Genomic DNA, 23,642 nt, shown 5'->3' on the forward strand with positions numbered 1-23,642 from the left:
TTATCTATACGAACAACTATGTCAAGAAGATGCTCTCTGTGCGGTAAAAAATCAATGGTCGCGGTGACAAGAAAGAAACTCCGAGGTAAGTATAACCCGACCAGCAAAAAAAGAAAATACCCCAATTTACAATGGGTTACTCTTGAAGTTGGAAAAAGAATCAAGGCCTGCGCCAAGTGTATCAAGACAATGGCCAAGACAAACAAGAAATAGTAAATAGAATCTAACATCCGACGGGGCGTGGCCTAGTGGCTTAAGGCGTCGGGCTGGGGGTCCGAAGATCGCAGGTTCAAATCCTGTCGCCCCGACCAAAATAAAAACCCTTAACAGGGCGTTTTTTAATTTCAAAACAAAAGCCTCGCTGTCAGATGATTTTCGAATAGAATTCCGCTATTTCTCTAAGTGGGTGTCAGGAGATAACGCCACGGCGCTAACTCACTTAAGACTCCCGGACGAAATTATTAAGTCGAAATCTAAAAGAAAAATCCGAACAGCAAAGCTATCATCATCTTAACAAATAGACAACCCTTGTCAAGACCATCTTTTACTCCTTAATCCCATCCAAATTAACATCGTACAAAATCGCTTCTTGAACTAAGCGATATTTGACAATTTCGTTTTCTTTAAACCAAATTTGAATTTCTTTTTCCGCTTCTTCGGGACTTCCCGAAGCGTGAATAAGATTTCTCACTGCCCTGTTGTCCGTGTCGGCAATCGCGTAAGAATCAAGCGTAAGGTCGCCTCTGATTGTTCCGATATCGGAAGTCATTGGCTCCGTCCCGCCAGTAATTTTTCTGATAATTCCCACCGCTTCGTTGCCCTGCCAGACCATCGCCACGACCGGTCCCGAGGATAAATATTTCTTCAAACTTTCTAAAACCTTTTGACCGCACTGAATTGGGTCATCAAACGGCGGCTTCAATCCTTTTTTAAGATACGCGTTCATCGCCTTTTCTCCGACCGATTTCAACCATGTCTCAACGATCAAATAATGCCTTTCAACCTGCTCCTCTGTCGGAATTAAAAATTTCAATCCAACCAACTTAAAACCAGCCCGCTCATACCGCTTAATTATCTCGCCAATCAATGTTCGCTGAACACCATCTGGTTTAATTAAAACCAAACTTTTCTCTTTTGACATTATGTTTTTATTCATTTTTTTACTTGATATTTCTAATAATCTACCACAAAAAAACCGCCTTGCCAAGATTCACCGCTCTGTTTTTACCTCAAACAATTCTCCGTTGGTTAAAATCGTAATATCTCCATTTTTGTCTGTTCGCGAGATGAATGCGTTTTTTAATATATCCAAAACCTCTTGGTTCGGATGCTTGTAGCGATTATTTTCCCCAACCGAGATAACGGATATTTTCGGATTAACCGCCTTGATGAAGTTATAACTACTTGAGGTTTTGCTTCCGTGATGGGGAACTTTCAAAATATCCGATTCCAAATTCGTGTTTCTTTCAATTAAAATATTTTCTATCTTCTTTTCAATATCTCCGGTTAATAAAAATTCGGTTTGTCTGTAAATCAGCCGACTGACGACTGAAGCGTTGTTAACACTTTTCGCGTCAACCAGCGGCTGTTCTGGCCAAAGAATTTCTAAAACAATCCCCTCACTTAAAATAATTTTTTGTCCGGCTTGGGCTATCGTCAAAGGAATATTTTTCTCGTCAATTAACTCCCGCCACTTTTTATAAACAGCCGTGTCCGTCTCAAAACCGCTCGTTAAAATATGTCTGACTTGATAATACTCCAAAACATCCACCAACCCCGTAATGTGGTCAGCGTCAGGATGCGTTAAAATAAGTAAATCAATTTTTCTATCGTAAAAGGGCATTGTTTGATTTAATTTTTCCAAAACCGTTTTATCCGGTCCGCCGTCAATTAAAACCTGTTTTTGGAACGGCGTTTCAATAAAAATGCTGTCCCCTTGCCCGACATCAAAAAAATGAACTTCCAAAATATCGTCCGCTGTCAAAGAAAAAACAGCCGACCAAACAAAAATGGTCCCGACAAGCAAAATCCCCAAGAAGGAATAAGCAAATTTTCTGTATTTAATAATAAATATCATAAGTTGCCCATGGAAAAGATGATAGATATTCAATTGTTTTAATGAGATAACTCAAAAGAAGCCAAATCGGCCAGACCACTATTTTCGCCAGAGGCAAATAAATCAGCCCAAGAAAAACAACCATCATTCCCATTCCCATTATAACAGGCAAAAGAGGAACAATCATCAGGTTGGCGAGTGGAGAAATGAGGGAAATTTGCCCAAATTGAAAAATCAAAATTGGAAGCGTCCCTAATTGCGCCGCCAGAGTCATTGTTAAAATATCTTTTAATTGCATAAAATCGGGCAATCTCGCCATTTTTTTGTCTATCATCGGTTTGAGATAAATAATACTCAAAACGGCGGCGAAAGAAAGTTGGAAGCCGACATCAGCCGCGAGCAAGGACGGATTGACAGCTAACATCACTGTGGCGGCAAAAACTACCGCTCTGTCAGCGCTCCGCAACCGTCCAACTTTTTGCGCCAAAAGAAGCAGACCCGCCATAATTCCGGCGCGAACTGCCGAAGCCGGCGCGCCAATCATAATGATATAAGAAAAAAGCAGGAAAGAAACGAGGTAAAACGCCTGTCCGCGCCAGAGTCCGACCGCCAACGCGAGATAGAGAAAAATCTGCGTCATAATAATCATATGCATCCCGCTAATCGCCACGATGTGCCTCGTTCCGCTAATATTTAATTTTTCTTTCAACTCATCCGAAAGCCCATATTTATCCCCGAGGAAAATCGCCCCTAAAACCGAAGAATGAGGAGGCAGAAGCGTTTGGTTGATAATGCCCCTTAATTTGTTTTTAAAATCAAAAATTTTTTGATAAAACCAATTTCCTTTACCCGCGGCAATTAAATTTATATTCGGATAATAAGCGACTGAATAAATTTTATCTTTCGCCAAATACGCCCGATAATCAAAATCTTCAAATTGAATTGGCTCTTTTAATTGCCCACTAATTTCCAACTCATCGCCATATTTATATTCCGGATACAAATCAGTTGTCACTAAAATCTTTCCGGGAATTCCCTCTGCCTCAAACTGAAATATCTGATTACTAATTCTTTTCTCCGGCTCTTGGATGATAACGCCCCTTAAAACAATTTCCTGCTCATAATATTGCCTCATCGCGTCAATTTCATTTTCAGATACCGCCGTCTGATGTCGAATCATCCCGCCCGCCAAAACCAACAAACAAAACCCCGCCACCAAATATGTTAGACCCTTAGGGTCTAACACGCTTGCGGAAACAACCAAGGCAGTTCCTAAAATTAAAATTCCCAGCCAAATTGGCCGGGAAATATCAACTGCGGAACTAATTAAAACACCGACGATAAAAGATAAACAGAGATAGAGGAAAATTTTTGACTTGGTCATAAGGCCTCTGTCCTATACTCCGCGTAATTCTACTTGATAAAAATATTGCCGGGCGATTTCAAGCATTTCTTTCAGGTCATCTTCTGAATAAAGTTTAACGCCTCGCCAAAGACCATTTAAGTTTTTATCCATTTTAAACGGCTGGAGAACAAATGATTTGGCGCCTTTAAGCAACTGCCCTATTTTCCTGATATCCTCCTTATCAATCAACCCGGGCAAAGCGGTCGTCCTGAATTCATACTCCTTTCCGCTGTTTTTTATCAAATCAACGCTCTCTAAAATATCTTTTTGTTTAATTGTCTTGCCCGCGACTTGGCAATATTTTTCCGATGAACTTTTGATGTCCATCGCCACAAAATCAAGAAGATTGTTTTTAAGAAGCCGCGCTAAAACTTTTGGCCTGCTCCCGTTGGTGTCTAATTTAACCAAAAACCCCATTTCTTTTATTTTTCTCGCAAAATCAGCCAAATCGTTTTGAATCGTCGGTTCGCCGCCAGTAATACAAATCCCTTCCAATAAATTTTTACGGGACTCAAGAAATTCAAAAAAGACCTTCTCCTTAATCATTGGTTGTTTCTTTATCTTCTCCTTGTCAACTAATTCCGGATTATGGCAAAAAGAACAATTAAAATTGCAACCAATAGTAAAAACTGTGGCGGCGACTTTGCCCGGATAATCAATCAGAGTCATTTTTTGCAACCCGCCAATTAACATAAATTCTATTTACAATCTTTAATCTTAAATAACTTCCTGTCTTTAAACTCCTCTTGTTTGCCGACATGCCATTGCTGGATTGGTCTAATGTAGCCGACTACTCTTGAATAGACCTCACAGGGCTGTTTGATGACGCATTTGGGGCAAGTGTAATGCTCGCCAGAAATATATCCATGATGAGGGCAGATCGAAAAAGTCGGGCTTATAGTCAGATACGGCAAGTGAAAATTTTCAAATATTTTCTTAACCAGATTTTTAATGGTCTGGATATTCTCAATCCGTTCGCCGATAAAAGTATGAAAGACAATTCCTCCTGTGTATTTCGCTTGGATTTCATCTTGCAGTTTCAACGCTTCAAAAACATCGTCCGTGTAATTCACCGGAAGCATCGTTGAGTTGGTGTAATACGGATTTTTTTTAGACCCAGCCGTGATAATATCCGGATACTCTTGCTTATCTCTAAGCGCCAATCTGTAACTCGCGCCTTCCGCCGGCGTCGCTTCAAGATTATAGAGATTGTCTGTTTCTTTTTGATATTTTACCAAACGGTCCCGCATAAAATCAAGGACTTCTACGGTAAATTTTCTGCCTTGGCGAGAACCAATGTCTTTTCCTATGAAATTAAGCAAGGACTCGTTTGCGCCAACCAATCCAATCGTGGAAAAGTGATTGCCGTAATACTCGCCGCGCATTTGCTTAACATTACTCAGATAATACTTAGAATACGGATAAAGCCCTTTTTCCATAAAGTTTTCTAAAACCTTCCTCTTTATCTCCAGCGAGTCCTTGGCGATATCCATCGCCCTGCCAAGTCGCTCAAAATATTCCTTCCTTGTTTTTGACAAATAGCCAATCTGTGGAAGATTAATCGTCACGACCCCAATTGAGCCCGTAAGCGCCCCCGCCCCAAACAACCCTCCGCCCCGCTTGTATAATTCTTTCTTCGAAAGCATCAATCTGCAGCACATGCTTCTGATGTCTTCTGGGTTCATATCGGACTGGATGAAGTTTGAAAAATAGTTGATGCCGTACTTCGCCGTCGCTTGCCACATTCCGTCCAAAGACGGATTGTCCCAGTCAAAATCCTTGGTAATTGAGACGGTTGGAATAGGGAAGGTGAACGGGCGTCCGCTTCGGTCGCCCTCCATCAGACATTCATAAAACGCCTTGTTGAGCATATTCATTTCTGTCTCAAACTCGGCATATGTCTCTTCCTGCGGCTTGCCTCCGATAATAACCGGCTGTTTAGCAAACGACTCCGACGGTTTAATATCCAAAGTGACATTAATAAAAGGCGTGTTGCCTGTAATAAAAACTTTGCCTTTTCTTCTGGCGACAATAGTTTCATTTTTGGTGTTGGGCGACCAAATGACGCCCTTGTAATCCACCTTTTCTATTTTAGGAATATATGTTTCAGTATGCTTGATCAGCCGCAAAACAAAAATATCCTTTTTACCAATCGTCGGTTTTCTTTTTAAAACCGTGAAGCCATATTCAGCGTTAACGCAAATAATTTGCAAACCATCAAGCAATTCTAAATCAGTCACGCTGATTTTACATCCTTCAAATCCGTCTCCTTTGAGATATGTTTCAATGAATAATTTTGACTGCCTTTCGTCTAAATTCAACAAATCATCCGGCATAAAATGGACATTTTCCTTAGTCCCAAACCAATTATGAATTTTTCTTGAGCTTTCGGCGTTGAGCCGCATTCTGCGGACATTATCTCCCAAAGAGGCCGTTTCATATTCCGAATATTCTAAATGAAAATGTTTCAGCAAGCCGACAATTTCTTTGTAATTTTGAAGATTTCTTATTTTGGACTGATAGATCGAAACACGATAACAACTCCTATGTTTTCCAGGTCGCTCAATCGTCCCTTCGCTAATAATCCAAGCCATCAATTTTATCTGCTCGTCGCTCATTTTTGAGGTTTTGTTTGAATTTCCTCCAGCGATTGGAATAGCAAAAGGCGACTTCAATTTAGCAACTTCTTCAATCGTTTCCAAAACACATTTGTCTGTCTGGAATTTTTTTCTAACAACTCTGTGATTCGGAGAAACGAGTTGGTCCTGAATACGATTTTTCAGACGATACATTATCCCGCTATATTTTTTCTTGAAAACATAATTGACTTTTTGGTCTTCAATTTTTTTAGTTTCTAAATTAAAGGTTTTAATAATATCGCCCTCGTTCACTTCTTGATAGCCCTTCCATCCTTGAGGCGTTAAAATTTCTGTATCTTCGGAAACACATTGGAATCCGACCCGTGTCGGCACGGCGCAGTTGAAAAGAAATTCCTGCATCGCTTGTTTGACTTGATTGTAATTTAAATTATCGTAGCGGATAAAAGGCGCGAGCAGTGTGTCAAAGTTACTCACCGCTTCCGCTCCGGCCGCTTCGCCTTGAAGGGTGTAAAAGAAATTAACCAATTGCCCCAAAGCGGTCCGCAGATGCTTCGCCGGTTTTGATTCAACCTTGCCTTTAACTCCGCCAAACCCCCTCAACAAAAGGTCGTATAAATCCCAACCCTGACAATAACAACTTAAACTATCCAAATCGTGAATATGAAAACTTCCGTCGTTAATCGCCTCTCTCACCTCTTTGGGATAAATCTTATCAAGCCAATATTTTTTGGCAACCGCCGAAACGACATAATGGTTGAGCCCTTGCAAGGAATACGCCATATTGGCGTTTTCCTTGACCTGCCAATCAAGCTCCTGAATATACTTGTCAATCATCTCAACCGCCTCGTCAATTGCCGTGCTCGCCTCTCGGACGCGCCTTCTTTGCTCGCGGTAAATAATGTATCTCTTGGCCGTTTCGGCGTAATCGTTGATAATAAAAATCTCTTCAACAATGTCCTGAATTTTTTCTATTTGAGGAATGTCGTCTTTTTTAAATCTTCTGTTAAGAAGCCCAACGACTTGGTCTGATAATTTTTTAGCGATTCCTTTTCCTCCTTCTTTGGTCGCGGTCAGCGCCTTAAAAACAGCTGAAGTAATTTTTGACTGGTCAAAATCAACAATCCTTCCATCTCTTTTTTCTACTTGCTTGAATTTTAATTTAGGCATAATTTCTGGTGATTAAATTATAAAACGAAAAACCCGCCGCATAATAATTGTAAAATTTTATTTGGTGGGTTCTCAATACCTCTATTTTACTCTATATTAAAAAACCGCGCAACAAAAAAGATTTGGAAAATCTATTATTCTTTATTTTTTTGACCACTTAATTGTTTGTCTGATTCCATCTTCTAACTTTGTTTCAGCTTCCCATTTTAAAACTTTTTTAGCTTTACCGCAATTCAAACAACTTCTCATCTGTTCTCCTTTTTTAGCTGGGCTAAATTGTTTTTTAATTTTACAATCCAAGATTAATTCTATAATCTCAACCATTTGCAAAAGATTAGTCTCAACCGTAGCGCCGATATTAATCTCTCCAACATAATCAGATTTAGCGGAATCTATAAGGGACTTAACTACATCGCCAACATATATAAAATCCCTTGTTTGCAGACCATTGCCATTAATTATACTTTTTTTATTGTTAATCGCGTTGTTGATAAAAATGGCGATTACTCCCGCTTCTCCTCCCTTAAATTGGTGCGGACCGTAAACATTGCTAAAACGCAAAGAGATATATTTTTGACCGTAAACTTTGTAATAATAATTTAAATATTTCTCAAAAGTTAATTTATGAATTCCATAAGGAGAAATCGGTTCTGGCAAATAATCTTCTGCTGTGGGAATTATGCTTGCATCGCCGTAAACCGCGCCTCCGCTGGAAGAAAAAATTATTTTTTTAATTTTATGCCGATAGCAATTTTCTAAAATATTTAATCCGCCCAAAACATTTATCTCATTATCAAAATTTGAATTCTCTATTGATTTTCTAACATCAATTTGCGCCGCCAAATGAAAAACAAAATCAATTTTTCTCTTTAAAGATTCTTTTTTAAATATTTCGCTTATTTTTTTAGAACGAATATCAACTTGATAAAATTTTGCCTTACAATCAATATACTCCTTTTTGCCAGTTGATAAATCGTCAACAACAACCACTTCATTCCCTAATCTGATTAATTTATCAGACAAATTAGAACCAATAAACCCCGCTCCGCCAGTTATTAAAATTTTTTTATTTCTCATAATATAATTATGAAACTAAATTTATCTTAAGTCAAACAAAAAAAACAACGGATTTGCCCGCTGTTTTTAAATCTTAAAAAATTTGGAAAATCTATTTCATTTTCCGTCTGATAAAGGCTGGAACATCCCATTCGCTCTCTTGATCGTCTTCGGAAATAACTTTTTGCGCGCTACCGAGCGTTGGTCTTTTTTCATCCACTTTCCTTTCCTCTCCTCTGTTAACTCTTGAAATATCTTGAATTCTCGAATCAGCCGGCTTTTTCATCGCGTCCTCAAAATTGGTGGCGATCACCGTAATCTTAATTTCACCCTTTTTTAATTTATCATCCATGACCGCTCCAAAAATAACTTTCGCGTCGGGGTCAATTGACTCCGTAATAATTTTGGCCGCCTCGTTGATTTCGGTCATTGTCAAATCAGGACCGCCGCTCACATTGAAAAGCACTCCCTTGGCTCCGTCAATAGAAACCTCCAAAAGAGGAGAATTGATCGCCGCTTTCGCCGCTTCAACCGCTCTGTCCTCACCAGAAGCCCGTCCAATTCCCATTAAAGCCGAACCAGCGTCTTGCATAATCGCCTTAATATCGGCGAAATCAACATTAACAATACCTGGCGTCACGACCAAATCGGAAATTCCCTGAACCGCTTGTCTTAAAACATCGTCAACAATTGAAAACGCGTTCAAAAGCGATGTTTTATGGTCAATCACCGAAAGAAGTTTGTCATTAGGAATAGTAATTAAAGTATCAACTCTGTCTTTAAGCTGAGCAATGCCCTCTTCCGCGAATCGCGCTCTTTGTTTTCCTTCAAAAGAAAATGGCTTAGTCACCACTGCCACAGTCAAAGCGCCCGAGTCCTTCGCCGCCTCCGCGATAATCGGAGCCGCACCCGTGCCCGTTCCTCCGCCCATGCCACAAGCGATAAAAACCATATCGGCGCCCTTAACCACTTCATGAATTTCGTCTCTATTTTCTTCCGCTGCCTGACGACCCACTTCTGGATTCATGCCCGAGCCAAGTCCTTTGGTTAAATTTTTGCCAATGTGAACTTTTTCCGGCGCCTTGACATGATGCAAATCCTGGGCATCCGTGTTAATCGCCACAAAATCAACGCCTTGAATTTTACAAGCCAACATTCTTGAAATAGCGTTTCCGCCACTGCCGCCGACGCCAATCACTTTAATTTTAGCAAAACTCTCCACCTCAGGTTTGATTTGAGCCATAATATTAAAAATTAAACTTTTAATTTATTATACATACTTCCCTAAAAAACGCAAGTATTTTTATGAAAATTCAAATTTAAGGGAGAAAATCGCGCATCCAGCCCTTGAGCTTTCCGACTGTCCCACCAATGGAAATTCCCGGAGACGAAAGCCCCCATCCTCCGTTTTTGGCGCGCTTATCTATGCTCCAAAGCACTAAACCAACAGCCGTCGCGAAAGCGGGGTCGTCCACTTCGTCAACAACGCCTTCCATTTCCGAAGGAAAACCAATTTGCGCCGGCAATTTCAATTCATCTTTCGCCAAATCAACCAAACTCGGCATTTTAGCCCCGCCCCCCACAAAAACAATGCCTGCCGGCAAAAGCCCTTGTCGGTCAATAATTTTCAATTCCTTGTTGGCTAACTCCAAAATTTCGCTCATTCGCGCCTCAATAATTTTAACCACTTCTATGCGCGGAATTATTCCTTTTTCTTCTAGCCCCAATTTGGACAAATCAATGTTGTCCTTTTTGCTAATTTCAGCCGACAAGGCCGAGCCATATTCCAATTTAACCTTTTCCGCCAAATCAATACTTCCTCTTAAACCGATCGCGATGTCATTGGTAATATGAGCCGAACCAACAGGCAAAACGCAACTATGAATAATGTTGCCCTCTTCAAAAACCGTCATGCCCGCCGTTCCTCCGCCCAAGTCCAAAGATAAAACGCCCAATTCTTTCTGTCTTTTATTTAACGCGGCGCGACTGGCGGCCAAAGGAGCCAAAACCATCTCTTCTATTTCCAGCCCCGCCTCCGTTACGCACTTCGTTAAGTTTTTCATAAAGGGAATCGCCCCTTCAATTAATAACGCGTCCACATCTAACCGCACGCCTGTCATTCCAGTTGGGTCGCTGATGCCGCACTGATTGTCAACCGAAAAACAGCGCGGAATAACATGAAGAATTTCTCTGTTCTGCGCGATGGAAATAGTTGAAGCGGCGTTAACCGCCCGATTAACATCTTCTCTTGAAACCTCTTTGTCAGCCCTGGAAACAGCCACCACGCCCTTGTTTGTTTTAGAAATAATATGATTGCCGCTTACTCCAACCGTCACCCGTTCAATGGAAATACCACTGCTCCGTTCGGCGTTTTGAACGGCCTCGCTAATATTTTTGACCGTCTCTTCAATATCAACCACCACGCCTTTTCGCAAACCAAAAGACGGCGCCTGGCCAACGCCAATAATTTGCGGTTTCGCCTGCCCAGCCCCCGCCTTAGCCACAATCACGCGAATAAAGCAAGTCCCAACATCCAAACCAACGATAATAGTATCTTTAGTCATAAATCAAAAACTAATAACTTTCAATATTTCCCCTTCTATTTTCTCCATTTCTTCCGCTTTTTCTATATCTTTTTCATGCTTATATCCGAGCAAATGAAGTATACCATGAATTAACAAAATAGTCAGTTCTTTTTCAAGAGAATGCTCCGCGCGTTTCGCCTGTTTTTTAGCGTAAGGATAGCAAATAATAATCTCGCCCAACCGCTTCACTCCGTCTGGCGAATTGGCAAAAAACATATCATCGCCTTTTTTTAATCGCGGAAACGCCTTCGCTAAATAAGGCAAAACCGATTTATTGTCAAAAGACAAAACATCAGTCGCCCTATTCTTCCCCCGATACATCTTATTCAACTTCCTTATCCTCCCCTCGCCAACAATAGCCAAACTTATTTCCACCTCCTCCTTCAGCAAACCAGATAAGCCCTTTTTCTTCGCCATGAATTCCAGCGCTCTTGCCGCTATTTTTGCTAAAAAATTCTCGTCTATTTCATTTTGAGTAAAGTTATGTATTTCAAGCATTTAACTCCTCCTCAACAATTCCCTTAACAACCGCGCCGTCGGCTTTGTTTTTCAGGTCAGCCATAAGCGCGCCCATCACCTTCCCTGTGTCTTGCGCTCCACTGGCGCCTAATTGAGAAATTTTTTCTTTGACTATTTTTCTAACCTCCTCCTCGCCCATCTGTTCTGGTAAATACGCGGACAAAATTTCCAATTCCTCTTTTTCTTTGTCCGCCAAATCCATCCGCCCGCCTTTCGTGTATTGCTCAATTGAGTCCTTCCGTTTTTTAACTTCGCTTGAAATAATTCCCATCACCCCTTCGTCCGCCAACTCTTCCTCGCTGGCCCCCTTCTCCTTTTCCTTGTTCAAAACAGCCGCCATAACCATACGCAAAACAGAGACCCGTAAAGCGTCTTTCCCAATCATCGCTTTCTTAATCTCTAACTTAATCTTTTCTTTTAGAGACATATTAATATCGCGTTTCCTCTTCTAAGAGCCCCATCTTCCTTAATTTTTCTTTTTCCTTGCCGATTTTAGTCCTTCTTAAAGCGCTTGCTCTTCGTTCGCTCTTGCCCTTCTCTTTTTCAAGAAATCTTGCCTTGCGGGCGCGAATCAAAACACCGCTTTGCTGGATTCTCCGAGAAAAGCGTCTTAATAAACTGCGAGTTGTTTCCCTATCTTTTTTTCTTACTTCGATTCCCATAAATTCACCTCCTTTTTCAAGATGCTAAATAATGCCTAATAATGAATATCTTCCCTTATTTTTGAATTTTTAATTATTTCAAAAGCCTCTTCGGCCGAATCAACAACCTGATAAATCTTTCTGTCATCACCATCAATAAATTTGTTTTTTTCGTAAACCACCTTATCAATCCAATCTGTGAAAGGATGCCAATATTCCTTACCCAAACAAATTATCGGAATATGCTTAGGAATTTTTTCCGTTTGAATTAGAGTTAAAATTTCAAAAAATTCATCCAAAGTTCCAAAACCGCCAGGCGCGAAAACATAGGCTTGAGCCGAATAGGAAAGCATTACCTTGCGCGTAAAAAAATAATGAAAACCCATCGCTTTCTTGATATAATCATTCATCCTCTGTTGATATTTTAATTGAATATTCAAGCCAACCGACTCCCCGCCCGCATCATTCGCGCCGCGATTAGCCGCTTCCATAATTCCCGGACCGCCGCCGCTAAAAACGGCGAAATTTTCTTTCGCCAGCATTTCCGCCAATTTTCTAACTTCCTTGTAATCAGGGTCGTAAGCAGAAGTGCGGGTTGAACCGAAAAAAGTCACCGACTTGCCAAAATCGCTCAAAAATTCAAACCCGTCAACAAACTCTGCCATAATTCTAAAAATCCGCCACTGAACCGAGTCCCTAAAATCGGTTCTTTCCTTAACATGCTCTTTCTCCGCCACTCTAGGCAATTTAGCGTCGGGCACCAACAATTTTTTTCTTAAATCTTTAATCATGTTCATCATGTTATTAGATTACTATTTTTATTCAATAATGTCAAAATTAAGTAAGCGAAACTACATCTCCAATCCGCGGGACTTCAACCGCCAGCCCAAAATCGCTTTTAATCTTTTCTGCCAACCCCAAAGACGAATCCTCTTCACCGTGACAAACAAAGACCTTTTTTGGTTTTTTAGAAGAGTCTGCCTCCGTCATACTGGAAAGCCAATCCATCAACCCCTTTTGGTCTGCGTGAGACGAATAACCACCCACATATTCAATCCTCGCCCGAATCGCAACATCTTGCCCCATAATTCTAATTGCTTTCGCCCCCTCAAAAATTTTTCGTCCAAGCGTTCCCTGCGCTTGGTAAGTGACAAACAAAAGCGTGTTTTTGGGGTCTGATAAATAGCGAAGTTCATGATGGATAATTCTGCCCCCCTGCGACATTCCCGAGCCGGCGATAATAATTTTAGGAGCTGGGGTATTATTAATCGCCCTTGACTCATTAGTTGAGAGAGTAAATTTTAAATCAGGAAATTTAAATATTTTATCGCCCGACTCAATCAAAGACAACGCCTCCTTGTCAAAATATTCAGAATGGCGACGATAGATTTCAGTTAATTTAATCGCCAAGGGGCTATCAACAAAAATGGGAGTCCGAGGAATACGAGAATTTTCAACCAAATCATTAAAATGATAAAGTAGTTGCTGCGTCCGCTCTAAAGCGAAACTGGGAATCATGAGGACGCCTCCGCGCGCGATTGTCTCTTCAACAACATCCTCAATCGTATTTTTACATTCTCCTCTCGCCTCATGAAGTCGGTCGCCATAAGTTGATTCCATAACAACATAATCCGCGTTTTTAATTCTGAAAGGATCTTGAAGAATGGGCGTTCCTGCCGTTCCTAAATCACCCGAAAAAACAATTTTCTTTTCTTTCTCTTGTCCTTGTTCGCGAACCTTGCACTCAATCACAGCTGAACCCAAGACATGTCCCGCCTCGCGAAAACAAACAGAAACTTCTTCGTTTAATTTAATTTCTCGGTCATATTCAGCCGCCTCAAACATTTCCATAACCATATCAATCTGCTGAATATCCATTCGCGGAAAAATACCTTTTTGGGCCGCCTTTTTTTGAATAATCTTTTGACTATCCTCCAACATTAAACGCGCGAAATCAATCGTTGGTCTCGTCGCTAAAATTCTTCCGTTAAAACCCTCCTTAATCAGTTTGGGCAAACGCCCCAAATGGTCTAAATGAGCGTGGGTAATTAAAACAAATCCGATCTCCGACGGTTTGTATGGAAACGGCTCGTAATTTTTTTCCTCAATTTCTCGCCGACCTTGAAAAAGCCCGCAGTCAATCATAATCTTGCCCAAAGAAGTTTCAAGAATATAATTAGAACCCGTCACCATCCGCGCCCCACCATAAAAATATAGTTTCATGCGTTCATATTACCAAAAATGCCGTAAAAAGAAAAGCCGCTTCCTAATCTCCAAATAATTCGGCATTGCTCGCGCGACTAAATTCCAAAATTTTGGCGAGTGGTTAAGTTCTCCTAAATGGCACAATTCGTGAACAATGATATAGTCCGCCATTTCTATCGGAAGCAAAACAATTCTATAATTAAAATTCAAATTGCCTTTTTCCGAACAACTCCCCCATCTTGTTTTCTGATTTTTAACGCTAATTCTGTTAAAATTAAAATTATAAATCTCATTATAGAGCGCGACGCGCGCATAAACAAAATCCAGCGCCCTCTCCTTATTCGCCAAATACACCCTAACCCGCCGAGTCGGCTTTCGGATAGCCGACCTGAAAAATAGATAATCAAATATATTTATTGACATACACCTTTATTAAAGCAAATTTTCGCCAAAAATAAAAGGCGGTTTTTTATCCCGCCTCTTTTTAAGAGTTAAATATCCATTTTTTCAAAAGAATATTTTCAATTTTCTTTCTTGTATTTGGCCTAACATAGAAAGACCCCTTACGTTTTTTCTCTTTGGTCAAAAAAAATATTTTGACAAGCCCTATTGAAGGAAAATCTGGAAGATCGCGGAAACATTTGCTTCCGTTAGGAATAGTATCCAACAACACTCCATCCATTGAGAAAAGTTCAATACTGCCATCTTCTTTGCGTCTATAAGAATGCGCCCATTTTTCATAAATTCTCATTTTTTCGAAAAAAAACAAGAGAATTTTAGCAATAAGCAAAACTAAAAGCAAAAAGACAAAAATGATTATGACAATCACCGTAATCATTTCAATTCTACTAAAACCAAACATATCCACCCCCTTTTTGAAAATATTAATTCAATTTTTAAAAAACACGCCTCCCGTCTTTTATCTCTTTATATAAATCATATCATCTCTACTGTCAACCCGCGAAATAAATAATTTCGTAAATCGCGCCTGCGACAAAAAACAAAATTAGAAAATAGGCGAAAAAGCGCGGAAGATTAACACTGTACACCGGGATCAAATCGCCTTTTGTTTTCGCTTTGAGATAAATTAAAATAATCAAAAGAACATCAACCCCCAAAAGAACTCCGCCCGTTAAACTGATAATCGCGATAAAATCATCAAAGCCCAAAAGAAAAAGCGCGAGCGGAACAAAACAAGCCAACGCCCAAGCCAAGTTTTTCTTTAATTTCAAATCATACCAAAGAATTTTTTTAAGCGTCAATCCTAATGTCAAAAAAGAAGTGAAAACGGTCAGAATGCCGAAAAGCAAAGCCATCTCTGCGACGCCATTATTAAGCATCGCTTTCAAACCGGCAATCGCTTCGTTAGAAGTTCCTTGTCCAGTAATGCCCAGAATTAGAAAAATAAAAATAAGATAAACAATCGCTGAAACCAAAACAGACCAAATAATTACGCTTTTTAATTTTTTTGGGTTATCTTTAAGTATTTCTTTCACTTCTGGAATTAGAGAAGAACCAGATAAAGAAAAAAGAACAGCTCCATAAGGTAAAAAAAGATATTTCGGGTCAAAAGCAAACAGGTTTTTTATTTCAATAAAGGAAAAACCGCGATTGAAAATTAATATCAACACGGCAAAAAGAAAAATAAGCAGAAAAAATTCAACTCGAGCAATGCCTTTAACACCAGAATATATTAAAAGAGCGCCTACCGCGAAAAAAACAAGAGTATAAGTAAAACTGCTTCCTCCAAAAAACGGACCTGCTAAAGCGCTCAAAAAACTTCCCCCGACAACAATATAAGCCAAAACCGCTCCGCCCAACCCTAAACCGTTTGAAATCAAGGCGATTTTTTTAGCCGACGCGCCCAAATATTTTTCGGCGTAGCCGGGTAAACGGCGCATATCTTCCGTTCTTAAGGCGATCTCGCCATAAAGCAGAGCCACTAAGATAACAACCGTTCCCAAAACAAAAAAATAAAGAAGCATCACCCAAATGCCCACCCGAGCGGTAATAAAAGGCAAACTAAAAAGACCCACTCCAATAATAGTCCCTGTTAAAGTAGAAAACGCCTTAAAAAAATCTTTATTCATTCCATCCTCCCATTAAGTGCAAATGTAAATGGTCAATAATCTGTCCGCCTCCGCGCCCAACATTGAAAGACAAACGATATCCTTTTTCCGCCACTTCTTTTTGACTCGCCAAATCCTTCGCCAAAAAAATCATCTTGCTTATCATCTCTTTATCCGCCTCTTCTAAATGGTTAATTGAATCAATATGCTTTTTCGGGATAATTAAAAGATGAATCGGCGCTTGAGGATGAATATCGTTAATAACAATAAATTCCTCGTTTTCGTAAACAAGATCCACCTCTTGTTGATGATGAGCGATTTTACAAAATAAGCATTCCATAATCTTACACTAATCGTTTGACCACTAATTTGCTTTTAATCTTCTTCTTAAGAACATTAATAATTTTAGCCATCGGAACAACCTCCTGAATTCCAGAAATCATATCGCGGACAATAATTGTTTCGTCAAGCGCTTCCTTCTGCCCTAAAATCAAAGCAAATCGCGAACCCAATTTATTGGCTATTTTCAATTGTGTCGTCATTCTGTCGCGGTTAAAAGAAGTCGCTGTTTTTATCCCCGCCTTTTGCAATTTTTCAAATAAACTTAATGACTTCTTTTTCCCTAAATCGCCTAACTGAACCAAAAAAACCGAAGCGCGAGCTTTTGAAGGCGCCTTAATCTTTCTTTCCTTCATTAAGGCAATCATTCTGTCTAAACCAATCGCAAATCCAACCGCCTGCGTTTCTCTTCCTCCTAAAAGTTTAACCAATCCGTCATACCGCCCGCCGCCCGCCAATGCGATTTGACGACCATCTTTTTCTTCCGGCCATATTTCAAAAACCGTCTTTGTGTAATAATCTAGTCCCCGAACCAAACGCGAGTTTAAAATATATGGAATTTCTAACTCGTCCAAATATTCCAAAACGCTCTTGAAATGATTATGACATTCGCCGCACAAAGAATCAATCACCTGCGGAGCATCCTCGGTTAATTGAGCGCATTTTTCATTTTTACAATCAAGCAATCTTAACGGATTTTGTTTCAACCGCCTTTGGCAATCGGAACAAAGTTCGTTTTTTATTTTCCTAAAAAAAACCAAAAGCGCCTTCTTGTAATTTGGTCTGCATTGCGGACAGCCAACGCTGTTGATTTGCGTCACCAACCTCTTAAGACCCAACTCTCCGCTAATGGAAAAAAACAACTGAATCAATTGCGCGTCAAGAACGGGGTCTTTTTCGCCAATGGTCTCAAAACTCGCCTGCTCCGATTGCCGATAACGACCTTTTTGAGGTCTTTCATAACGGAAAATAGGACCGACGCTGTATAATTTAACAGGATGAGGCAATCTTGAAAGCCCGTTTTCCAAATAAGCCCTAATCACCGACGGCGTAAATTCCGGACGCAAAACCAACTTGTCGCCTCCCTTCGTCCTCAAAGCGAACATTTCTTTTTCAACAATATCCGTAAACGCGCCCGTCCCCTTCACAAATAAATCAACATTCTCCAAAATAGGCGTGTCTATTCTCGCGAAATCGTAGGTCTCGGCAACTTTTCCAATAATTCGCCGAACCTTTTCCCAATATCTCTGGTCATCAGGCAAAATATCGCGCATCCCCCTAACTGCTTGAAATGATTTTTTATTCATTGTTTTTTTTGGTTTAATAAACCTCTGCTGAATTAAAAGGCCACGCCCTAATCCACGCCCTGCCAATAATATTATCCTCCGGCAAAGCCCCCCATCTTCGCGAATCTGAACTGGCTTGCCTATTATCGCCCAAAACAAAATATTCGTCTTCTCCTAATTTAATTTTTGTATTGCCCGAGGTAATTCTGTCCTTAGGTAAATACAACGACTCATCCAAAACCATCCCATCTGGAAAACTTTGATTGTAAATAAAAACCAGACCGTCCTTAATCTCAACTGTTTCGCCTGGCAATCCGACAATTCTTTTAATATAATACTGCGATGGATTAAGCGGATATTTAAAAACGACTACCTCGCTCCTTTGCGGCTCGCCAAGACGATAACCAATTTCGTTAATAATTAAATAATTCCCATTGCTAAAATTCGGCTCCATAGAAGCCCCATAAACAAAAAACGGCTGAATTAAATAATAGCGAACTGGAACAATGATCGCCAAGGAAATAACCACGATTTTAACAATCTCCCATGCAAAAACAAACAATTTTCTCATATAGGGACAATTTTAACTTATTTCACAAAAAAAATCAAATCTGATATACTTAATTTAACCTTAATCCATGAACAACCATCTTAAACAAATCAACCGACTTATTAAAAAGGATTTATTTGACGAGCGGATTAAGAAACAAAGACAAGAGAAAAAAAATAAAAAACGAAATATTGTCGTCTTTTCCGCGTTTATCCTAATCGCTCTTTTCCTTTCCGCGCTTTCTTGGCAAATATTGGACGCCTCTTACGCGACGAACGAGACAAAAAAAGAAATTAGCCAAAACAAACCAACCCAAACAATAAAATCTATTTTGCCCTCGCAGGTTTTTAAAAAAGAAAAACCGGAAATAAACATTTTAGCGTTAGGCAGACCGGGAGATGGTTATTCCGGTGGCAATTTAACGGATACAATTATCTTAATCCATCTCAAACAAAACGAGGAATCCGACAGCGGACAAAAAGCGTTTTTAATTTCTCTTCCGCGCGACTTGTTGGTCCAAATCCCTAATAGAGGCGGATTGACCAAAATAAACGCGCTTTATAGTTTGGTCGGGATTGAATGGCTCAAAGAAAAAATTTACGAGATTACGGGACTGGCGGTTGACCATCATATTATCGTTGACCTGGCCGTCGTTGAAGAAGTAATTTCATTAGTTGACGGATTAAATGTTTTCGTCGAGCAAGACATCAACGACCCGTATTTCCCCGGTCCTAATTACTCATATCAAACATTCAACCTCTCTGCCGGCTGGAGATATTTGAACGGCGCGACGGCCTTGAGATATATTCGCACCCGCTATACTTCGCCCAACGGCGACTTTGACCGAATGTCCCGCCAACAGCAAGTCATTCAACTCCTCAAACAAAAAGTCCTCGCTCTTAATCCCCTTTGGGATTTCCCAACTTATGTTAAGATATTCAGTAGTTTGCAGAGCCATATTGAAACCGACTTGGGAATTATGGAAATGAAATCATTTTGGCAAACAGCCCAAAAAATCGGCTCGGACAATATTTCCAGCATCGTCATAGATAAAAAAGAAACAGGTCTTCTGATTGGCGGGCAAGTCCCCCTCGGACAATACACCGCCTCCGTCGTCTATCCAAAGGCGGGACAGGAAAATTATGATGAAATAAAAAATTTCATCAAACAAACAATAGAATAAGTTTGGGGACTGTCCCCTCTTGGGGACAGTCCCCAAACTAACAAACTAAATTTTTATGAAACTTATAGTCGGTCTCGGCAACCCAGGCATACAATATGAAAAAACCCGCCATAATTTTGGATGGCGGGCTGTTGATGTATTGGCGCGGGAAATGGAAGCAAGTAGTTGGAAAATAGATCTTCGGTTTAACGCTTTTGTCGCGGAATGTTTTTTGAACGGCGAAAAAATCATTTTTGCCAAACCGCAAACTTTTATGAATAACTCCGGCATCGCCGTCAAATCAATCGCCGACTATTACAAAATCTTAACAGAAGAAATTTTAATTATCCATGACGAAATTGATTTGCCTTTAGGCGAAGCGAAAATCCAAAAAAACAGAGGCGCCGCTGGACACAACGGTATCAAGTCGGTTATTGAAAAATTAAAATCAAAAGATTTCATCAGAATGCGCCTCGGCATCAAATCCGACGAACAGAAAAATTTAAAAACAGAAGAATTTGTTCTTCAAAATTTTACCGACAAAGAGGAAAAAATTGTCCAAAAGACAATAAAAAAGGCCATCCAGATTATAAGGACAGCCTTTTAGGTTTTTCACAAAAATTCAACCTTCTTTGCGATTTGCTATAAATATAGCAATCGCGATGATTCCGAATCCAATCAGGGAATAATATGTTCCCTTGATCAAATTATCGGAATCTGCTTTTATTCCTATGTCTATGTCTATGAAATTATTCTCCATTCCGCCGACGCTTCCAAAAACCAAAAACGCGCCGACTATTACAAGAATAACCACAAAAGTGTTTAACATTTCTCTTGTTGTTCTCTTTTCTCTTTTCATCATAACAACCCCCTTGTTAAAGTTGAAAAAAATTATAATTTAGTATTCGCAGACCTGCCAAGGAGCGCCAGAAACTAACTTGCAAAAGCAAACCGTCTCTGAACTCTGGCCTAACTGAACGGTAGGAGGGATTGTTCAGCCGTGGCCGCTCCCCAGACAGGTCCGCGAATACTAAAGATTTTAAGGAACTATATTTAACTGTCCACATTATAACAGAATGAATAAATTTGTCAAGCCCCACGCAAAATATTACAACGCTTTTAATCTTATTGGCGGAATTGGGCCTATATCTTTCAAAAAACTGTTGGGCTATTTTAAAACAATAGAAAACGCTTGGCAAGCCGAAACAGGCGAATTTGCAAAAGCCGGGATAGGCAAATCAGCTATTGAAAATATCCGCGCGAAAAGGTCTCAAATTAATCTTGATTTTGAAATGGAAAGATTAAGTAGGGAAGGGGTTGACCTCGTCACCATCCAAGACAAAAATTATCCGAAACTACTTAAAGAAATATACGCCCCACCCGCTATGCTTTATGTTAGAGGGAAAATCTCGTCTGAAAACAATTTGGGGTTGGGTGTTGTCGGCTCAAGAAATGTTTCTCTTTACGGAAAACAAATAACACCCCTTCTCACCGCCGAGTTAGCCCAAGCGGGATTAACTATTATCAGCGGATTGGCAAAAGGCGTAGATACATTAGCTCATCAAGCGGCGCTTAAAGTCGGCGGAAATACGATCGCCGTTTTAGGTTGCGGAGTTGACTATAAGAGTATTTACCCGTATTGTAATCGTGACTTGGCAGAAAAGATAATTCAAAGCGGAGGCGCTGTCATTAGCGAATTTCCTCTTGAAACCCAACCACTCCCTCAATACTTCCCCCAACGCAATCGCATTATTTCCGGATTAAGCAAGGGCGTTTTGGTTATTGAAGCCGCGGAAAGAAGCGGCGCTTTGATTACGGCCAGAGACGCTTTAGAACAAAACCGAGATGTTTTCGCTTTACCCGGACCAATTTTCTCCGTCAATTCTTTCGGTCCGAATAATTTAATAAAGATGGGCGCTAAACTAATTAGCCAAGCCGACGACATTCTCCAAGAATTTAATTTATGAAACTAATTATCGTAGAAAGCCCTACAAAGGCAAAAATAATTTCCAAGTTTTTAGGCAAAAACTACAAGGTCTTGTCTTCTTTTGGGCATCTCCGCGATTTGCCTAAATCAGAACTTGGCATAGACACAGAAAAAAATTTCGCGCCCAAATATATTATTCCCGTCAAAGCGCGAAAGGCGGCTAACGAATTAAAAAAAGCCGCCAAAGAAGCAGATTTAATCATTCTTGCGACTGACGAAGACCGCGAAGGAGAAGCCATCGCTTGGCATATTCTCCAAATTTTTGAAACCGCCAAACCCAAGGCGCATCAAAGAATTGTTTTTCACGAAATAACGGAAAAAGCGATTAAGGAATCGTTGGAAAATCCGAGAGAAATTGATATTAATTTAGTCAACGCCCAACAGGCGCGGCGAATTTTAGACCGCCTCGTCGGATACGAACTCTCGCCGTTTTTGTGGAAAAAAGTAGTCAAAGGATTGTCAGCTGGAAGAGTCCAGTCAGTCGCCGTCCGCCTCATTGTTGACCGCGAAAGGGAAATAAAAGCGTTCAAACCGGAAGAATACTGGAGCGTTGAAGCGGAATTAAAAAAGCGCGATAACCCCAATCAATTCATCGCGCATCTTATCAAAACGGGCGATAAAAAAATTCCCAAAATGGGAATAAAAAATAAAGAAGAAGCGGACGCGATTTTAAAAAACCTTGATGGAGCCGAATACAAAATCGCCGCCGTGGAACGCAAGGAATTAAAAAAACATCCCATGCCGCCATACAAAACGAGCGTCCTCCAACAAGACGCGGCGCGCAAACTTGGCTTTTCCGCCAAACAAACAATGCGAATCGCCCAACAACTATACGAAAACGGTCACATCACCTATCATAGAACCGATTCGTTTAATATCGCCGCCGAAGCGCTCGCCTCTGCGCGCGAATTTATTAAAAACAAACTCGGCGCGAAATATCTTCCAGACGCTCCCAAATTTTACAAAACAAATAAAAAAGGCGCGCAAGAAGCGCATGAAGCAATCCGCCCAACCCATCCAAAATATGAACCGTCCGAAATTAAGCAATATCTCAATCCGACCCAATACAAATTATATAATTTAATTTGGCAAAGATTTATCGCCAGCCAAATGAATCCCGCTATTTTGGATTCCGTCTCCGTTGATATTTTAGCGGAAAAAACAAAAGGCGTCCCACATACATTCCGAGCCAACGGTTCAACAATTAAATTTGACGGCTTTTTAAGAATTTGCCCGATGAAATTTAAAGAGAATGTTCTGCCCCCGCTCACGAAAGACGAACTCTTGAAATTAATTAAACTCATTCCTTCCCAACATTTCACCCTCCCGCCCGCCAGATACAACGACGCCTCGCTTATTAAAATTTTGGAAGAATACGACATCGGCCGCCCCTCAACTTACGCGCCGACTATTAGCACAATTCAAGACCGCGGCTATGTTAAAAAAGATGAGCAAAAAAGATTTATCCCCGCGGAAATCGGCTTTATCGTCATAGATCTGCTCAAGGAAAACTTTTCCCAAATTGTTGATGTTGAATTTACCGCCAAAGTGGAAAACGATTTAGATAAAATAGCCGAAGGCAAACAAGAATGGCAAACGGTTATTAAAGAATTTTACGAACCGTTCCATAAAAACCTGCTCAAAAAATATGACGAAGTAGAAAAGAAAATTCTTGATAAACCAACCGAAAAAAAATGCCCCGAATGCGGCAGCCCGATCGTAATTAAATTAGGAAGGTTCGGCGAGTTTTACGCCTGCTCCGCCTTCCCTAAATGCAAGCACGCCGCGCCAATTATCGTGCCAACCGGCGTCAAATGCCCTGAATGCGGAAAAGGCGACATCATTGAAAGAAAAACAAGAAGAGGAAAAACATTCTACTCCTGCTCTCAATACCCCAAATGCAAATTCGCCCTCTGGGACAAACCCACCGGCGAAAAATGCCCCGAATGCGGCGCCCTCATGGTAGAAAAAGGAAAAGCAATTAAATGTTCTAATAAAGAATGTAAATAGAATCA

General features: G+C 40.4%; 25 protein-coding genes, 1 tRNA gene and 1 pseudogene. 6 read left to right on the forward strand and 21 right to left on the reverse strand.

The genetic code is table 11. The annotated features are described in order from the left end of the window. Positions 1-18 precede the first annotated feature (18 nt). Positions 19-213 (forward strand): 50S ribosomal protein L28, encoded by a 195-nt coding sequence (locus tag KKF19_01290; protein ID MBU2579581.1) that lies wholly within the window; start codon positions 19-21, stop codon positions 211-213. A 21-nt stretch (positions 214-234) separates the two neighbouring features. After that, positions 235-311 (forward strand) — tRNA-Pro (locus KKF19_01295). A 233-nt stretch (positions 312-544) separates the two neighbouring features. Here KKF19_01295 and KKF19_01300 read toward each other — a convergent pair. From KKF19_01300 to lepB, 20 genes and pseudogenes are all read right to left on the reverse strand, one after another. After that, positions 545-1,156, reverse strand: a complete 612-nt coding sequence (locus KKF19_01300) for a nucleoside-diphosphate kinase (GenBank protein ID MBU2579582.1) — start codon at positions 1,154-1,156, stop codon at positions 545-547. Between the two features lie 54 nt (positions 1,157-1,210). Further along, the gene (locus KKF19_01305) at positions 1,211-2,077 is read right to left on the reverse strand and encodes an MBL fold metallo-hydrolase (GenBank protein ID MBU2579583.1); all 867 of its coding nucleotides are present in this window, start codon (positions 2,075-2,077) and stop codon (positions 1,211-1,213) included. Next, a complete protein-coding gene (locus tag KKF19_01310) occupies positions 2,061-3,440 on the reverse strand; it encodes a ComEC family competence protein (protein ID MBU2579584.1) in 1,380 nt (459 codons plus the stop codon). Before KKF19_01310 ends, KKF19_01305 begins: the two co-directional genes overlap by 17 nt. 12 nt (positions 3,441-3,452) lie before the next feature. After that, positions 3,453-4,154: an anaerobic ribonucleoside-triphosphate reductase activating protein gene (locus KKF19_01315; protein ID MBU2579585.1), complete on the reverse strand. Its 702-nt coding sequence runs from the start codon at positions 4,152-4,154 to the stop codon at positions 3,453-3,455. Between the two features lie 5 nt (positions 4,155-4,159). After that, on the reverse strand, positions 4,160-6,253 hold the full coding sequence (locus KKF19_01320; GenBank protein MBU2579586.1) for a ribonucleoside triphosphate reductase: 2,094 nt from the start codon (positions 6,251-6,253) through the stop codon (positions 4,160-4,162). 156 nt (positions 6,254-6,409) lie between these two features. Further along, positions 6,410-7,228, reverse strand: a pseudogene (locus tag KKF19_01325) (ribonucleoside triphosphate reductase). A 141-nt stretch (positions 7,229-7,369) separates the two neighbouring features. Continuing rightward, the gene (locus KKF19_01330; protein MBU2579587.1) at positions 7,370-8,305 is read right to left on the reverse strand and encodes an NAD-dependent epimerase/dehydratase family protein; all 936 of its coding nucleotides are present in this window, start codon (positions 8,303-8,305) and stop codon (positions 7,370-7,372) included. 91 nt (positions 8,306-8,396) lie between these two features. Beyond that, complete coding sequence (gene ftsZ / locus KKF19_01335; GenBank protein ID MBU2579588.1) at positions 8,397-9,527, reverse strand: cell division protein FtsZ; 1,131 nt, start codon at positions 9,525-9,527, stop codon at positions 8,397-8,399. Between the two features lie 76 nt (positions 9,528-9,603). After that, positions 9,604-10,848, reverse strand: coding sequence for a cell division protein FtsA (ftsA, locus tag KKF19_01340; protein ID MBU2579589.1), 1,245 nt, complete (start codon positions 10,846-10,848; stop codon positions 9,604-9,606). Between the two features lie 3 nt (positions 10,849-10,851). Then, a complete protein-coding gene (gene ybeY, locus KKF19_01345; protein ID MBU2579590.1) occupies positions 10,852-11,367 on the reverse strand; it encodes an rRNA maturation RNase YbeY in 516 nt (171 codons plus the stop codon). After that, the gene (locus KKF19_01350) at positions 11,360-11,815 is read right to left on the reverse strand and encodes a GatB/YqeY domain-containing protein (GenBank protein MBU2579591.1); all 456 of its coding nucleotides are present in this window, start codon (positions 11,813-11,815) and stop codon (positions 11,360-11,362) included. The genes ybeY and KKF19_01350 overlap by 8 nt, the downstream gene beginning before the upstream one ends. Position 11,816: 1 nt before the next feature. Continuing rightward, positions 11,817-12,050: a hypothetical protein gene (locus tag KKF19_01355; GenBank protein ID MBU2579592.1), complete on the reverse strand. Its 234-nt coding sequence runs from the start codon at positions 12,048-12,050 to the stop codon at positions 11,817-11,819. A gap of 35 nt (positions 12,051-12,085) precedes the next feature. Then, the gene (locus KKF19_01360) at positions 12,086-12,820 is read right to left on the reverse strand and encodes a TIGR00730 family Rossman fold protein (GenBank protein MBU2579593.1); all 735 of its coding nucleotides are present in this window, start codon (positions 12,818-12,820) and stop codon (positions 12,086-12,088) included. 46 nt (positions 12,821-12,866) lie between these two features. Beyond that, on the reverse strand, positions 12,867-14,252 hold the full coding sequence (locus KKF19_01365; protein ID MBU2579594.1) for an MBL fold metallo-hydrolase: 1,386 nt from the start codon (positions 14,250-14,252) through the stop codon (positions 12,867-12,869). A gap of 9 nt (positions 14,253-14,261) precedes the next feature. Beyond that, on the reverse strand, positions 14,262-14,657 hold the full coding sequence (locus KKF19_01370) for a M48 family metallopeptidase (GenBank protein MBU2579595.1): 396 nt from the start codon (positions 14,655-14,657) through the stop codon (positions 14,262-14,264). Between the two features lie 61 nt (positions 14,658-14,718). Further along, the gene (locus KKF19_01375) at positions 14,719-15,096 is read right to left on the reverse strand and encodes a hypothetical protein (GenBank protein MBU2579596.1); all 378 of its coding nucleotides are present in this window, start codon (positions 15,094-15,096) and stop codon (positions 14,719-14,721) included. Positions 15,097-15,187: 91 nt separating this feature from the next. Next, entirely contained in the window at positions 15,188-16,324 is a 1,137-nt protein-coding gene (locus KKF19_01380) for an amino acid permease (protein ID MBU2579597.1), read from the reverse strand. After that, positions 16,317-16,643 (reverse strand): HIT domain-containing protein, encoded by a 327-nt coding sequence (locus tag KKF19_01385; GenBank protein MBU2579598.1) that lies wholly within the window; start codon positions 16,641-16,643, stop codon positions 16,317-16,319. Before KKF19_01385 ends, KKF19_01380 begins: the two co-directional genes overlap by 8 nt. A 4-nt stretch (positions 16,644-16,647) precedes the next feature. Continuing rightward, complete coding sequence (hisS, locus tag KKF19_01390; GenBank protein MBU2579599.1) at positions 16,648-17,949, reverse strand: histidine--tRNA ligase; 1,302 nt, start codon at positions 17,947-17,949, stop codon at positions 16,648-16,650. Positions 17,950-17,962: 13 nt separating this feature from the next. After that, positions 17,963-18,499, reverse strand: coding sequence for a signal peptidase I (lepB, locus tag KKF19_01395; GenBank protein ID MBU2579600.1), 537 nt, complete (start codon positions 18,497-18,499; stop codon positions 17,963-17,965). 67 nt (positions 18,500-18,566) lie between these two features. Between lepB and KKF19_01400 the strand changes: the two genes are divergently transcribed. Beyond that, a complete protein-coding gene (locus tag KKF19_01400; GenBank protein ID MBU2579601.1) occupies positions 18,567-19,661 on the forward strand; it encodes an LCP family protein in 1,095 nt (364 codons plus the stop codon). 55 nt (positions 19,662-19,716) lie between these two features. Beyond that, a complete protein-coding gene (gene pth / locus KKF19_01405) occupies positions 19,717-20,247 on the forward strand; it encodes an aminoacyl-tRNA hydrolase (protein ID MBU2579602.1) in 531 nt (176 codons plus the stop codon). Between the two features lie 15 nt (positions 20,248-20,262). Here pth and KKF19_01410 read toward each other — a convergent pair whose 3' ends face one another. Further along, the gene (locus KKF19_01410) at positions 20,263-20,502 is read right to left on the reverse strand and encodes a hypothetical protein (GenBank protein MBU2579603.1); all 240 of its coding nucleotides are present in this window, start codon (positions 20,500-20,502) and stop codon (positions 20,263-20,265) included. A gap of 214 nt (positions 20,503-20,716) precedes the next feature. Between KKF19_01410 and dprA the strand changes: the two genes are divergently transcribed. Next, positions 20,717-21,607 carry a DNA-processing protein DprA gene (gene dprA, locus KKF19_01415; GenBank protein ID MBU2579604.1) on the forward strand — a complete coding sequence of 297 codons (891 nt, stop codon included), beginning with the start codon at positions 20,717-20,719 and terminating at the stop codon, positions 21,605-21,607. Further along, positions 21,604-23,637 (forward strand): type I DNA topoisomerase, encoded by a 2,034-nt coding sequence (gene topA / locus KKF19_01420; GenBank protein ID MBU2579605.1) that lies wholly within the window; start codon positions 21,604-21,606, stop codon positions 23,635-23,637. Before dprA ends, topA begins: the two co-directional genes overlap by 4 nt. The last annotated feature ends 5 nt before the right edge of the window (positions 23,638-23,642 follow it).

This window comes from Patescibacteria group bacterium (assembly GCA_018830295.1).
GTDB lineage: Bacteria > Patescibacteriota > Minisyncoccia > Portnoybacterales > UBA2143 > JAHJSM01.